Genomic DNA, 13,561 nt, shown 5'->3' on the forward strand with positions numbered 1-13,561 from the left:
CACACACCCTCGAATCCGGCCCCCGCGTCGACCCCTACGCTGCCCGTATGGACATCACGCAGCGCGCCGCAGGGGCCGTCGTCGGCTCGGCGGTCGGGGACGCGCTGGGAGCGCCCTTCGAGTTCGGCCGTCCGGGCGACTTCGGCACCCGATTTCCCGAGGCGCCGCCCGGGAGTTCCCGGGCCGAGGCGCGCTACGCGAACGAGATGTGCGGTGGTGGCGGCTGGGATGCGGGCGAGGCCACGGACGACACCCAGATGGCCGTGCACGTGGCGTACTCCCTCCTGGAGCGCGGCGAATCGGACCTTCCCGACATCTTCGACCGCTTCCGCCGCTGGGCCCGCGCCGAACCGAAGGACATCGGTCTGCAGACCGAGGACGTACTCACCAACGGCCTGCCCTGGGACCTCGCCGCCGGCGTGCACTTCCAGACCACCGGACGCGCGGCCGGCAACGGCTCGCTGATGCGCGCCACCACCTCCGCCGTCTGGTTCGCGGCCGACGGCCGTACCGCCACCATGGCCGCCGCCCGCCGCATCGCCGCGCTGACCCACGGCGACCGCGCCGCGTGGGAGGGCACCGCGATCTTCCACGAGTTGTTGCGGGTGGCCCTGAACGGCGACGACCCGGTGGCCGCGCTGCCCGCGACCCTCGACGAGGTACATCCCGACCATCGCGACCGCTACGCCGTCGTGCTGTCCCCGACCTGGCACCCCGCCGATGCCACCGAGTTCAACGGCGCGGTCTGGCCCTGTCTCGGCTCGGCGGTCTGGGCGCTGCGGAGGACGACGTCGTACGAATACGCCCTGCGCGCCGCCATCGACCTCGGCGGCGACACCGACACGGTCGGCGCGGTCACCGGCGCGCTCGCCGGAGCCGTATACGGCCTCGCGGCCATCCCGACCCGCTGGACCGACCGGCTGCACGTACCGATCCCGGGCTCGGCCGGTGAAGTCCTGCGCCGGGCCGACCTGTTACGCCTGTCCCACGACCTGCTGAACCGTACGCCGCGCGCGGCTCGCTGACGCGGCCCACGACCACCCCCGGTCCCACCCGCCGTCAGTCCGCCTTCCCCTGGGTCCGGCGCGCATAGGCCCGCGCCGCCCGGACCCGATCGCCGCATCGTGTCGAGCACCACTGCCGGGACGCGTGCGTACGAACCAGGAAGCGGCGACATGGCGTGGCGCGGCACGGGGTGAGCCGCGCCGCGTCGGGCGCGGTCAGCAGGTCGGCGGCGTCGGCGGCCAGCACGGCGATCGCGTGGTTGACGATCTGGTCGATCGGGTGCGCCTGGGCGCGATACGGGCCGTGTACGTCGTCCCAGTGCAGCAGCGCGGCCGACGGCGCGCTGGTGAGCGCGTCGTTGACCGCGCGTACCGCGTCGGCCGGCGCCACCACCTCCTCGACCCGAGCCGACAGCAGCGCCCGCACCGCGTCGCGCAGCGCCCGCAGGCGTCCCGCGCACACGTCGTAGAGCACGGCCTCCGCCGGCGCCAGCTCGCGCGTGACCAGCCACTCCCTCGCCGACTCGGGCGTGCCGAGCAGATCCACGTCCCGGCCGCCGGGGAAGGCGAGATCGCTGTTCGCCAGGTCCAGGGACAGGTACCGCTCGGCACCCGGCGCGAGTGGGGGCCCCGAGGGCACGGGGCGGGCGGCGGCGAGGTCCGCGACAGGATCGGCGGCAGGCTCGGCGGACGCGGCCGGCGAGATCTCCTTCATGAGTCTCATGTTAAGCCTTGCCGTTCCCCGTGAGAATCGGCTAGCTTTTCTCACGGCAAACACAACCATTATCCGTGAGGTGTGCAGTGACCGGTTTCGACGCGACCAACGAGCAGATCGCCATTCGGGTCTTCGGCGGCCCCTCCGCCCTGATCGAGTACGGCGGCCTCACGTTCCTCACCGACCCCGCCTTCGACGCCCCCGGCGAGTACCCCGTCGGCGACCGCGTCCTCACCAAGACCGCCCCGGCCTCGGTCGACCCGGCGGACCTGGGCCCGATCGACGTGGTCCTGCTCTCCCACGACCAACACCCGGACAACCTCGACCACTCCGGCCGCGCGCTCCTCGCCGACGTCCCGCTCGTGCTGACCACCCCGAGCGGCGCGGACCGCCTCGGCGGCACCGCCCGCCCGCTGGCCCCGTGGACGACGATCGACGTCCCCCGCCCCGGCGGCGGCACCGTGACCGTCACGGCCACCCCCGCCCAGCACGGCCCGGACGGCTGCGAGCCGATCACCGGCGAGGTCGTCGGCTTCGTCCTGACCGCCGCCGACCTCCCGACCATCTACGTCAGCGGCGACAACGCGTCCCTGCCCGTGGTCGAGAAGATCGCGGCCCGGGTCGGCCCGGTCGACACGGCCGTACTCTTCGCCGGCGCCGCCCGCACCCCGCTGTTCGACGGCGCCCTGCTCACCCTGGACAGCGCCCAGGCCGCCGAGGCCGCCGCGATCCTCGGCGCGCGCCGCGTCGTCCCGGTCCACTTCGACAGCTGGGGCCACTTCACGGAGGGCCGCACCGCCCTCGTCGAGGCGTTCACCGCGGCCGGCCTGATCGACCGCCTGCAACTCGCCTGAGCACCGGGCAAACCGGCCGGCACGGCAGCGCTGCCCGGTCCGGGTCCAGTACACCAAGTGGTCGGCCCCGAGGCCCGGTTCGCCATCCGGGTCTCGGCAGCCCGAGCGGCCAAGCAACTCTCGGGCACCCCGACCCCCGCCGCCCCTCCCTACCTCACCCCACCGCCCAAACGCCCGACCCGCCCCGCGTTGCCCACCGCCGCGCGGGCCACGGCGTGCCCGATCCGCTCGGTCAAGGTGCTCCACGGCCGGCATTCGACGACGGGCAGCCCGTACCGCGCCGCCTCCTCCGCCAGCCACCGCGAGTATCGAACGCCCACCTCCGCCCGCTCCGCCTGGACCCCGCCCTCCGGCTCCCGCTCGGCGTAGTTGGCGACGATCCGGGCGCCGTCGTCCTCGTGCAGGAACACCCCCCGCACGCTGCGCCCGGCCTCGACGCCCTCCCGCATGGCCTGGGCCACGGCGGCCGGCGTGAGGTAGTCGCCCTCGACCACCGCCGGTACATCGACGGTGAGCCGATTGCGCACCACGCCGACGACGGCGGGTTCCAGCGCTCGGGCGGTGGCGACCTGGAGTTCCAGTACCCGATCGGCACCGAGCCCGTCGACATCGGCGATCGCGTCGAAGAGATGCAGCCCGGGATGCCCCTCGGCCGTCGTGATGTGCTGCACCGCACTCACCACGTCGTCGAACTCGACCACGAACGCCCCCGCCGACAACGCCAGTTCCGCCGCCGCCCGACTCTTGCCGACCCCGGAAGCCCCACCGACGAGCAGCACATCCCACCACGTCCCGATCACCCCCCGACCGTACCCCCAACCACCCATGTCGTTACGCACGCCCCACCCCGCCCCGCCGCGCGGCACCGCGCCGTGTGCTGTGCCGGTGTTGTCGCCACGCCCATCACCTCGCGTATTCGCGGGTCTCCCGATCGTGACATGGGAAGGTACTCACGGCATGATGCCCGTTACGCGGCGCCGTCGGCGCGGTCGGCGCGGTCGGCCGTGATGCCGTCGCCCGCCGGCTCGTCCGGTCGGTGCCGAGGACCGTCGACGGGGGATTCGAACTCGTGTTGTGCTCAGCCTGCGGTGCCCAATCGACGTTGCCGGATCGCTGTACCAACTGTGGCCATCGCGAGTACGCCCCGGCCGGCGCCCCCACCGACGCCGCCCTGGACGCGCGTTTCGCCCACTTCGGGCCCGCCGGGACGCCGATGCGGGATCCGCGGTTTCGGCCCGCTCCGATCTTCCGGTCGCTGCGCGGGCCGGCCATCGCGCTCTACGTCCTGTTGGGCGTCACGGCCGTCGCCTGTCTGCTCGCCGCCATCGCGTTCTTCCACCGCGCGAGCCTGGTCGACCAGGTGTTGCGCAGCAGGTGGTCCGCGCCCGATTCGGACGGGGCGAACCACTCCATCGCCGTGTGGTGGGGACTCGCGACCCTGGCCATGGTCGCGAGCGCGGTGGTCTTCGTGGTCTGGTTCCATCGCGCGCGGCGCAATGTCGACCTGTTCCCGCCGTCCGTGCAGCGCCTGTCCGGCGGCTGGGCAATCGGCGGCTGGTTCTGCCCGGTGGTCAACCTGTGGTTCCCGCCGCTGATCGCACACGACATCTGGAAGGCCAGCGATCCCCGCGCGCCGATGCGCGGCGGCGCCACTCCGGGGCGGCATGCGCTGCTCTGGGCCTGGTGGTTGACCTATCTCGCCGCGAACGTCCTCCTCGCCGTCGGCCTGACCGGCCGCGAGAGCGACGGCGGCGACGCGATGACCGGCAGCGACGCGTGGGTCGCCTACCACGAGTCCTACCGCACCGCGGACACCGCGGCAGGCTGGGCCTTCCTCTTGATGATCATCGCCGCCGGTACGGCCATCGCGGTCGTGGCTCGGATCACCGGGTTCCAGATCGAGCGCGAATACGCCTTCCTCGTGCCGCCGACGATGCACCCGGCGCACCCCATGCATCCGATGCACCCCCTGTACGCGGTCCAGCCGACCCACCCCGAAGTCGCCACATCCGGCCCGGTTCCCGGCTCGACGCAGCCCGTGGCGCCGCCGATCCCGCGCCAGCCGCCGCCCCCGCCGCGTCCGAAGGACCCACCGGCTCCGTTCTGAACGGGCAGACGCCGACTGCCTTGCGAGCGGCGCGTCGCCTTGCGGGCAGCGCCCACCCGCGGTTTTTGTGCGCGATGTTCGATTGGTCAGGCCCCGCGCCGCCGCCCCGCGGTCCGCGGTGCCTCGGTGGCCGCGGCGATCTCGCGCAGCGCGAGCGTCGCCGCCTCGATCGCCGCCGCCGGGGCGCCGCGCCAGACCTCGGCGTGCGCGGCGGCGTTCGCCCGGACCGCCTCCTCGGCGACCCGTACCCCGCGCGGCGTCAGGCTGATCAGCGTGCCCCGACCGTCGCCCTGATCCGGAAGGCGCTCGGCCAACCCCTCCGCGACCAGGTGATTCGTCACGTTGCTGGTGCCGCCGGAGGACAGCAGCAGCGCACGACTCAGCTCGGTCGGCTTGAGCCGATACGGCGCACCCGCGCGCCGCAGCGCGACCAGTACGCCGAACTGGGCCGGGGTCAGGCCGAATTCCGGTAGCTCACGGCGCGTGGCCTCGTCCAGGTCGGCCGCGAGCAGCATGATCCGCTTGCTCAACTCCGTCGTCGCATCCAGCACGTCGGGCAGTTCGGCCTGCCATGCGCTGATCAGCGCGCTCGCGCGGTCCTCGGATGCGGTCATCTTGACAGCGTATTACACACAGCTGATAGCTTTCTAAAAAGCTTTCCAGTGAACATGACTCGATGCGAGGCTCCCATGTCCGGCGCTCCCACCTCCCCCGCAACCGACCTCTCCCACACCTCCCCCACCCCCGCCCGACTCCTCCTCCGCGGCGGCACCGTCGTCGACACCGACCCGCGCGTCACCGCCCGCCCCGACACCGACGTCCTGATCGAGCACGGGGTGATCGCCGCCGTCGGCCCCGACCTGTCCGCCGATGGGGCCGAAGTCCTCGACGCGCGCGAGCGGATCGTGCTGCCGGGCTTCGTCGACACCCATCGCCACGTCTGGCAGTCCGTGCTGCGCGCGGTGGCCGTCGACAGCGACCTCGGCGACTACCTCGGCCTGGTCCTCGGCCGGCTCTCCCCCGCGATGCGCCCCGAGGACGTGTACGCCGGCAACCTGGTCGGCGCGCTCGAATGCCTGGACGGCGGCATCACCACCGTCCAGGACTTCTCCCACGTCCAGCACCGGGCCGAACACGGCGACGCGGCGGTGCGCGGACTGCGCGCGGCGGGCATCCGGGCGGTATTCGGGTACGGCTACCCGCCGTTCGACCCGGCCGCCCGCGACCCGCGGCAGGTCCGCGACCTGCGCGAACGCCTGTTCGCCGGAGACGGCCCCGACGACCTGGTCACCCTCGCGCTCGCCCCCGGCGGCCCCTCGTACACCCCGATCGAACTCGTCGAGGAGGACTGGCGGCTGGCCGCCGACCTCGACATCCCACTGGCCGTACACGTCGGCAGCGGCCCCGTCGCCCGCCGGCCCATCGAGGCGCTGCGCGAGCGCGGCCTGCTCAACGCGCGCACGCTGTACGTCCACGGCAACTCGCTGCCGGACGACGAACTCGCGATGATCGCCGACTCCGGCGGCGCGCTCTCGATCGCGCCGGCCATCGAGGCCCAGATGGGACACGGCGCGCCGATGATCAACCGGGCCCGCGCCCTGGGCCTGGTCACCGGGCTTGGCGTGGACGTGGTCACCAGCACCCCGGGCGACATGTTCTCGCTGCTTCGGGCGGCCCTGCTGACCAGCCAACTCGCCGACGGGGAGCGGCTGTTCGCGGCCGACGTAGTGCGCATGGCGACCATCGGCGGCGCCGCCGCGCTGGGTCTGGCCGACCGGATCGGATCACTGGCCGTCGGCAAGCAGGCGGACCTGATCCTGCTGCGCACGGACACCGTCAACATGGTCGGCGCCGCACACGACCCGGCGGGCGCGGTGGTGGCGTCGGCGCATCCGGGCAACGTCGACACGGTCCTGGTCGCGGGCCGCACGGTCAAGCGGGCGGGCCGGCTCACCCACCCCGCGCACATCGAGGCCGTCACCGCCGCACAGGCGGCCGCCGAACACGTGGCGGCCGCGATCTGACGACGCGGCGCAGCCTCGGCGCGCGGTCGCCACGCGCCGGGGAGCCCGTCGTCCCCGTCCGCCCATCGATACGACCCCGATTCCTTTCGGATGCCCCGCAGGTCTGCACCTCGTGGCGATCGGCCCGTCGCAGCCCAGGGCGCTTCCCCCGCACGGAACCTCCGGAGCGAAGCGCATCCGGGCATCACCCGAATCTGCGCGTTCCGCGAGCCGGGCCTGTTCGAACTGTTCGACCTGCCCCACACCTTGACCATCCCGCACCCGGCGGTCCGGGAGGCCGCCGCCACCTGAGCAGCAACCCGAGGGGCGCACGCTCCGCAGGCCACCCGCCGACAGGCCCCATCCGAGTCCGCAAGAACCGGAAGGGCCTCCCCTACCTCAAATCACCGCGATCCGCCGACATTCGCCGAGATCCGGGCGCGCTGTCCGAGCGCCCCGGTAGTGTCGCCCTTCCTGGAATCGAACAGATATTCGATCACCACGCGACCATCCTCCTCGTCGAGTTCTCGGAAAGGGCCCGTTGTGAAGGTTCGAATAACACGCGACCGCCTCGTCGAGGGCATCGCCTGGGCCGTTCGCGCCCTGCCCGCCCGGCCGGTCGTCCCCGCCCTCGCCGCGTTCCGACTCGAGGCGGACGGCGGCACACTCACGATCTCCGCGTACAACTACGAGGTCTCGACCGGGATCGAGGTCCCGGCCGAGGTCACCCACCCCGGGAGGATCCTCGTCCCGGGGCGACTGCTCGCCGAGATCGCCCGATCCCTGCCTCGCGAGCACTCGGTGGACCTCACCGTCGACGCGAGAAGGGTAACCAGGTCGTCGTCGCCGTCCCCGGCGAGTCGGGCCCGACTGACCTGCGCCGGCGCCTACTTCGCGCTGCCGCTGACGGCCCCGACCGACTATCCGGCCACCCCGCTGCTCCCGGAGACCGTCGGAATGGTGGGCGCGTCCGCCTTCGCCGAGGCCGTCGCGCAGGTGACGATCGCGGCGTCCCGGGACGAGAGCGTGCCCGTACTCACCGCCGTCCGACTCCACCTGACCCACGACTCGCTCGTCCTGGCCGCCACCGATCGATATCGCCTCGCGGTCCGCCGCATGCCCTGGCAGCCCATCACCGAGGACCCCGCCCGCACCGCCCTGGTCCCGGCCCGAGTCCTCGCCGAACTCGCCCGCAACCCGGACATCGGCGCGGACCTGCGCCTGGCCCTCGGCCCGGAGGCCGGCCGCCGCGGCCTGCTCGGGCTGATCACCGCCGGACGGCAGGCCACCACGCGGCTGCTCGACTACGAGTTCCCGCGCTACGACTGGCTGTTCGACAACGAGACCACCGCCGTGGCGACCATCGACACGGCGGCGCTGATCGAGGCGGTACGGCGGGTATCCCTCGTGGTCACCCGCAACGCGCCCATCCGCCTGACGTTCGAGCACGACGCCCTGCGGGTCGAAGCCGGCACCACCGACGAGGCCGAGGCAGGCGCAACGGTCCCGGTGCACCTGACGGGCGACCCCACCAGGTCCGCCTTCAACCCGTCCCACCTCTTGGACGGCCTGACCGCCCTCCGCACTCCAACCGCACAAATGCTCTTCAGTACACCGACCAAGCCCACCGTACTCACGAAGGCCCCACCACCGGCAAACACCCAAGGCCCCAAGGAAGCATCGGCTCAAACCACCACAACCCAAGACGCCCAGGATTACCGCTACCTACTCATGCCAATGCGCAGCACCTGACCAACAAACACCCACACCCACTCCTCTATATAGGGACGCCCACGCGACCACCACACCCACCGCCACCGGCCCACCCCACCCCAAGCCGGGTGGGTCCCCGCCAAGCAGCCGGCCCTCACCAGGCAGCGAACTCAACGCCCCGTCCGCGCAGGCCCGCCCGCCCCATCACCGCCCCACCCGCCGTCACCCACCCGAGCCGCGACCCGAGCCCCCGCCCAGCAGTGCGCTCAGCACCTCCTCCGTGTCGGCGAGGTCGGTAAGGACGACATCGGCGCCCGCTGCCGTCAGCGCGGCCGCGCTCGTCAAGCCGGTGGCCACCGCCACCGACCGCGCGCCCGCCGCGCGGGCCGTGGCCACGTCGCGCAGGGTGTCGCCGACGATCACGGTGTCGGCGCCCACGTGCCGCCGGCCCAGGTGTTCCTCGGTCCGCGCGAACGCCCGGGCCGGCAGGTCGATTCGCTCATAGGCGTCCTCGCCGTACGCACCGACCCGGAAGTCCACGTGGTCGGCCAGCCCGAAGACGTTCATCTTCAATACGGCGAGCGCGTACAGGTTGCCGGTCAGCACCGACTGCCGCACATCGGGCATCGTGCCCAGCGCCGTCAGGGCCTCCAGCGCCCCCGCCAACACCCGCCCCTCCGCCGCCAACTCGGCTTCACGCTGCCGTAGTTCGGCGACGATCAGGTCCAGGAAAGCAGCCAACAGGCCATCCTCGGGCGACAACCCGTGCAGCCGCAGGACCTCACTCGCCGCAGCCATCTCGGTACGACCGTCGAATTGCCACGGTTGTTCCAGAGCCCGCCCGGCCACCTGCCGAAATGCGGCCGCGTATGCCCGCCGCGACACCTTCCCACCGTCGATCAGGGTGTGATCGATGTCCCACAACACCAGCCGGGGGCCGGATCCACCAGTCGCCATCAGCACTCCGATCCTCCCGACCACCCCACGCGGCCACTGCCCAGAGCATCGCATCCACCCACCCGGCACGGGCCCGCCAACCCGATCGCGGTCGGAAAACGCCCGGCAACGGGGCGACCGAACACAACGAAGGAAGGCATCCGACCACAACCAACCGACTCTTCGGCCACGGCGACACAACCTCCCGGCACCGAAATCACCGCACACCCACCCACCGGGACGCCCGGGGCGTCGCCAAACCACACCCATCACTCATCCCCCGCCCACCCCCGGAGGCCACGCCCCCTCCCGACCACACAACCGCCCACCCCACCCCCCAAGCCCCACAGCCAACGCCGAGCCACCCCACCGCAGGCCATCCCAACCGTCCCGTCGGTCCGGCGCGCCCCACCGCTCCCTCCCACCACCTCCCTCCCGCGCCGGCCTTCCTCCTTCTTCCCAATGACTACAAAAGCCGGCTTCCCCACCTTTTAAGATGATTTTCACTCCCGCCACAATGCCTCTCCCGAGCCCTCGGAAGCCCCTTCGGCGAGCCTTCACACCACCTCATCGAGCCATTCCCACAACACCCTCAAATAGCTCTTGACCTGCAACTTGCATGGCAAGCTGTCCGGCAATCCGCAGCGGGATCTGTGCGCGCTGCTGTGCGGCGAGATGTCCTTTGATATGTCCGGCACATTGCAGCCCAACGTGTTCGTCAATCCGCATCGCTGTATGGGCGGGTGTGCGGGCGGGTGTACGGCGCGAACGACGGACGCGCGGTGTCGTGGGCGGCCGGCCGGAGCAGTGGGCGGAACTGCGGGTCGCGCGCTGGAGCCGCCGATGGCTCCGGCGGCGGCTCTCACGACGGCTCTCACGACGGGTCCCGCAGTGGGCGTCGCGGCGGATCGCACGATCGGTCGCACGGTCGCTCTCGCGATGGTCCGAACGGCGGAACCCACGCTCGATCGAGCAGTGGATCACGCGACAGAACACACACTCGACGCCTGGGTATTCATGCGTGACAGGAGATGGATGGGCGGGCGGATCTTCCAACATGCAGATCGAACACAACGGCAATGCCTGATTTTCTGGGCTTTTGCGCCATTGCTGTGCCGGCTTCACCGCAACGAGCGACACGCCGACTCTCCTGACAGGAAGTTATTTGCCGGAGATAGCGATAGGCTTCGGTCGTTGACACGAAAGGACGGTCATGGCCACTTCCCGGGAGCGTTGGACCGTGGCAAGGCTCGCGGCCATCGCGGGTCTGCCCAGCAAGGTGGGCTACGAGGCACGGGACCGAAACGTGCTGCACCCGACGGTGCTCTCGCCCAGCGATGTATTGCCCCTGCTCACCTTCGAGGCCCTGCGAAGGATCAGCTGGCCGGGTGAGAACTATGCGCGCAACACACCGCAACGCCTGCGCCTCTGGGAGCACCTGGCCATCGAACACTCACGCGTCGGCGACCTCGCCGACGTCGACCCGATGACCGGCCTCTACGTCCATCCCTCGGGGGCCGACCTGGCCGTTCGACCGAGTGAACACGCCGCACTCGCACTGCGGTTCGTCGAGGAGAACACGCCGTACCAGTACCTCACCCTCGGCGCGTGGGCCCAGCAGGCCCTGCGCGCCCTGGCGGCCGAACAGGAACAGGTCGGACGACGGCATGGTGCGGCCTGAGCGCCGGGCAACGCCGTCGGAAGTCCACAAAAGCAGAGCGAGTGGCCTAGGAGTCCAGCCCTAGTCCACTCGCTCGCAGCTCAGCGCCCCTAGGGGCGCCGTCGGAGAAAGGAGGCCTGCCGGCCGCTTACACAACCGAACAGTGAGACCCAGCCGTTCCGGTACTTCCACGCGCCGAACGGTCGGGTCGCCCATACCTCTTTCTCTTCACCAGCTTCAGGAGCAGATCATACCTGCGATCCCCGAGGCAGGCCCAGTGCTGTCTTCAGCCAGGTCCTTGCCCTCTTCAAGTGTGCCCGAATCCTCTGGATTCACGATGCAGGCTCGGGTGCGTGCCGCCTTGCGTGCGGCCCGAGTTCGGGTCAGCGGCGCCCGCGGCATCGACCCGACCATGCCGGACTCGGTCCGCCGTGCCTCGGTCAAGGTCCCGCTGCGCGTGGTGACCGGCGAGGCGTACAGCGACCTGGCCTTCGTCTTCGCCGCCAAGGTCGGCCACCTGGCCGCCGGCCCGAACCAGCCCGGCTGCATCGCCGACCTGACCACGATCGCCCGCTACCTGGGCCTGACCGTACGCTCGGTCACCCAGGCCGACGGCCGCATCGCGCTCAAGGCCCCGTCGTCCCTGTACGCCGCGCAGAAGCAGCTCACCGCCGGCGAGGAACTGACCGTGGTCCGCCGCACCAAGCCTTCCGGCACCGGGACCTCGGCCGTACGCCGCCTGCGTGCCCCGGAAAAGGGCGAGCCGTGGGTGATGGTGCCCGTCGCGCTTTTGGGCGCGGTGCCGCACCGGCATGCTCGGGCGTACGCCGTCATCAGCTACGCCCGCGCCCGCGGCCACCACCTGACCTACGCCGAACTCGCCGACGTGCTGCGCCACCAGTCGGGCCGGCGGATCGGCGAGCCGGTGAGTGTCCGCGCCGCCCGCGGCGTGGTGTCCGACCTGGAGCGATGGGGCTGGGTCGAGGTGGGCCGCCGGGAGGGGTGGCAGGGGCGGAACATGATGGTCCCGCTCCGGCCGTTCGAGCCCGGGAGCGACAACGAGTCGACCGCCGAGGCCGATGTGGCCGCCGAGACCGCCGAGACCGCCGAGACCGGTGTGGCGACCGCAGCGGACGAGGGGATGGACGAGACCGACTCGGCGGGAGCGGTGGGGGAGACCTCGGCGGACTCGCGGTCCGACCGTCCGGTCGCCCTCGGGGCGGCCTTTCACGTGGGCGGCGGAACAGCGGCCTTCGCGACTCTCGAATCAACCGTCAACAAGGTTGTCGAAACACCTGCCGGGGCACCGTCCGAGGCCGCCTCGCGAACCGTCGTCCGGACCTCGTTCGAGCCGCCGGAGAACGGCATTTCGGCAGCTCAAAACCCAGGTGCGGAGGGTCAATGGACGTCGGGTCCGCAGGGGGTTCGGACCTCCGTCACGTATAAGGAAGACACTCCGATTGACCTACAGATGAACGCGGCTTCCCGGGGGGGTTCCGCCCGCAGGGCGCTCCCGTTGGTAGACGTGCCCGGGCCCGCGAACAGCGCCCGACCCGGCTCCACGGCACCCCCGGCGAACAAGGCGCCTGCGGCGGAACCCCGTCGATCGCGACACGTGACGGTCCCGAACCACCGGACCACCATCTCCCCGGCAGCTGCGCGGGCGTTTGCCGGAATCGGGCCGCTGGTGGACCGGATGAGCACCGGCCAGCGGGTCGTGGCGGCGGCGCTGGTGGATCGCGCCGTGGCCGAAGTCGGCGACGCGGACCGGGTCTTCGCCCGGCTGGCAGACCGCTGGCGGACCCAGGAAGGCCCCGTACGCAGCCCCATGGGCTGGCTGGGCGGCCGCGGGCTGGCCCGGCGTGGGTGCGCCGATCCGAACTGCGAGGACGGCCGCCTGTGGCTGCCCACGGCCGGTCCCGTGGCGGGCGTGGCGGGCGACCCGTTCGCCTGCCGCAACTGCGCCCGGCAGGACCAGGATCGGCGGGCCGCGGCGGACGAGCGGTTCGGCGCGGACCGGCGGGCGGCGAACCGGGCCCGGACGGGGCAGGAGCCGAGCGCGGCGATGGGGGCGCCGGTCGGTACGGCGGCCCACCGGGTGGCTGCGCCGGTGCCGATCGGGACCTGCGACGACTGCGACCGGGCGGTCCGGGGCCTGCGGGCCGACGGGGTGTGCGCCGACTGCCGCGAGGATCGGGAGGCCGCCGCCGAGGCCGCCGAACGGGCCTCGGGAGCGCTCCAGGGGGCGTTCTGAGCGCCCGTGGAGCGGCCGGCGGGTTGATCGATGGCCGAGGGGCTGCGAGCCCGCAGGAAGGCCGCTCAGCGACTCGGCGACTGGTGGGCCCACCTGGAATCCCGGCGAACAGCACGAATCGGACGGGGTGTTCGGGGCCGGCGTGGCAGCAATGTGCCGGCGGCAACGCGCTGCCACGGCCCTCGACTCCGTGCCCCCCCCCCCCCCCCCGACCCGCCCCCCGCCCCAACCCAACGGGACCCCACCAAGGGGGCCCAAGCCGGCCGGCGGCGCCCCCCCCCCCGGCCCCCCCCCCCCCCCCCCCCGGGGCCACCG

The 13,561-nt window shown here is 72.2% G+C and carries 11 protein-coding genes; 7 read left to right on the plus strand and 4 right to left on the minus strand.

Annotation, left to right across the window (positions count from 1 at the left end; all coding sequences use genetic code 11):
• Positions 1-47: 47 nt before the first annotated feature.
• Positions 48-1,025 carry an ADP-ribosylglycohydrolase family protein gene (locus ACWGR4_RS21020; RefSeq protein WP_380004037.1) on the plus strand — a complete coding sequence of 326 codons (978 nt, stop codon included), beginning with the start codon at positions 48-50 and terminating at the stop codon, positions 1,023-1,025.
• Between the two features lie 34 nt (positions 1,026-1,059).
• On the opposite strand, the gene ACWGR4_RS21025 is transcribed toward ACWGR4_RS21020, so the two are convergent.
• Positions 1,060-1,719: an ABATE domain-containing protein gene (locus tag ACWGR4_RS21025; RefSeq protein WP_452128693.1), complete on the minus strand. Its 660-nt coding sequence runs from the start codon at positions 1,717-1,719 to the stop codon at positions 1,060-1,062.
• An 86-nt stretch (positions 1,720-1,805) separates the two neighbouring features.
• On the opposite strand from ACWGR4_RS21025, the gene ACWGR4_RS21030 reads away from it, so the two are divergent.
• The gene (locus ACWGR4_RS21030) at positions 1,806-2,573 is read left to right on the plus strand and encodes an MBL fold metallo-hydrolase (RefSeq protein ID WP_380004035.1); all 768 of its coding nucleotides are present in this window, start codon (positions 1,806-1,808) and stop codon (positions 2,571-2,573) included.
• Positions 2,574-2,722: 149 nt separating this feature from the next.
• Here the strand turns inward: ACWGR4_RS21030 and ACWGR4_RS21035 are convergent, their stop codons facing one another.
• A complete protein-coding gene (locus ACWGR4_RS21035; protein ID WP_452128694.1) occupies positions 2,723-3,373 on the minus strand; it encodes a hypothetical protein in 651 nt (216 codons plus the stop codon).
• Positions 3,374-3,609: 236 nt separating this feature from the next.
• Between ACWGR4_RS21035 and ACWGR4_RS21040 the strand changes: the two genes are divergently transcribed.
• Entirely contained in the window at positions 3,610-4,680 is a 1,071-nt protein-coding gene (locus ACWGR4_RS21040; protein ID WP_452128695.1) for a DUF4328 domain-containing protein, read from the plus strand.
• A gap of 86 nt (positions 4,681-4,766) precedes the next feature.
• Here ACWGR4_RS21040 and ACWGR4_RS21045 read toward each other — a convergent pair whose 3' ends face one another.
• The gene (locus ACWGR4_RS21045; RefSeq protein ID WP_380004032.1) at positions 4,767-5,294 is read right to left on the minus strand and encodes a MarR family winged helix-turn-helix transcriptional regulator; all 528 of its coding nucleotides are present in this window, start codon (positions 5,292-5,294) and stop codon (positions 4,767-4,769) included.
• A 75-nt stretch (positions 5,295-5,369) separates the two neighbouring features.
• Here ACWGR4_RS21045 and ACWGR4_RS21050 point away from each other — a divergent pair, with 75 nt between their 5' ends.
• Both ACWGR4_RS21050 and dnaN read left to right on the plus strand, forming a co-directional pair.
• The gene (locus ACWGR4_RS21050) at positions 5,370-6,704 is read left to right on the plus strand and encodes an amidohydrolase family protein (RefSeq protein WP_452128696.1); all 1,335 of its coding nucleotides are present in this window, start codon (positions 5,370-5,372) and stop codon (positions 6,702-6,704) included.
• A gap of 522 nt (positions 6,705-7,226) precedes the next feature.
• A complete protein-coding gene (gene dnaN, locus ACWGR4_RS21055) occupies positions 7,227-8,435 on the plus strand; it encodes a DNA polymerase III subunit beta (protein WP_452128697.1) in 1,209 nt (402 codons plus the stop codon).
• 183 nt (positions 8,436-8,618) lie between these two features.
• Here the strand turns inward: dnaN and ACWGR4_RS21060 are convergent, their stop codons facing one another.
• Positions 8,619-9,353 (minus strand): HAD family hydrolase, encoded by a 735-nt coding sequence (locus ACWGR4_RS21060; RefSeq protein ID WP_380004029.1) that lies wholly within the window; start codon positions 9,351-9,353, stop codon positions 8,619-8,621.
• A gap of 1,192 nt (positions 9,354-10,545) precedes the next feature.
• Between ACWGR4_RS21060 and ACWGR4_RS21065 the strand changes: the two genes are divergently transcribed.
• Both ACWGR4_RS21065 and ACWGR4_RS21070 read left to right on the plus strand, forming a co-directional pair.
• Positions 10,546-11,013, plus strand: coding sequence for a hypothetical protein (locus ACWGR4_RS21065; RefSeq protein ID WP_020554288.1), 468 nt, complete (start codon positions 10,546-10,548; stop codon positions 11,011-11,013).
• 328 nt (positions 11,014-11,341) lie between these two features.
• A complete protein-coding gene (locus ACWGR4_RS21070) occupies positions 11,342-13,246 on the plus strand; it encodes a hypothetical protein (RefSeq protein WP_452128698.1) in 1,905 nt (634 codons plus the stop codon).
• Positions 13,247-13,561 lie beyond the last annotated feature (315 nt).

This window comes from Embleya sp. NPDC055664, assembly GCF_053618075.1.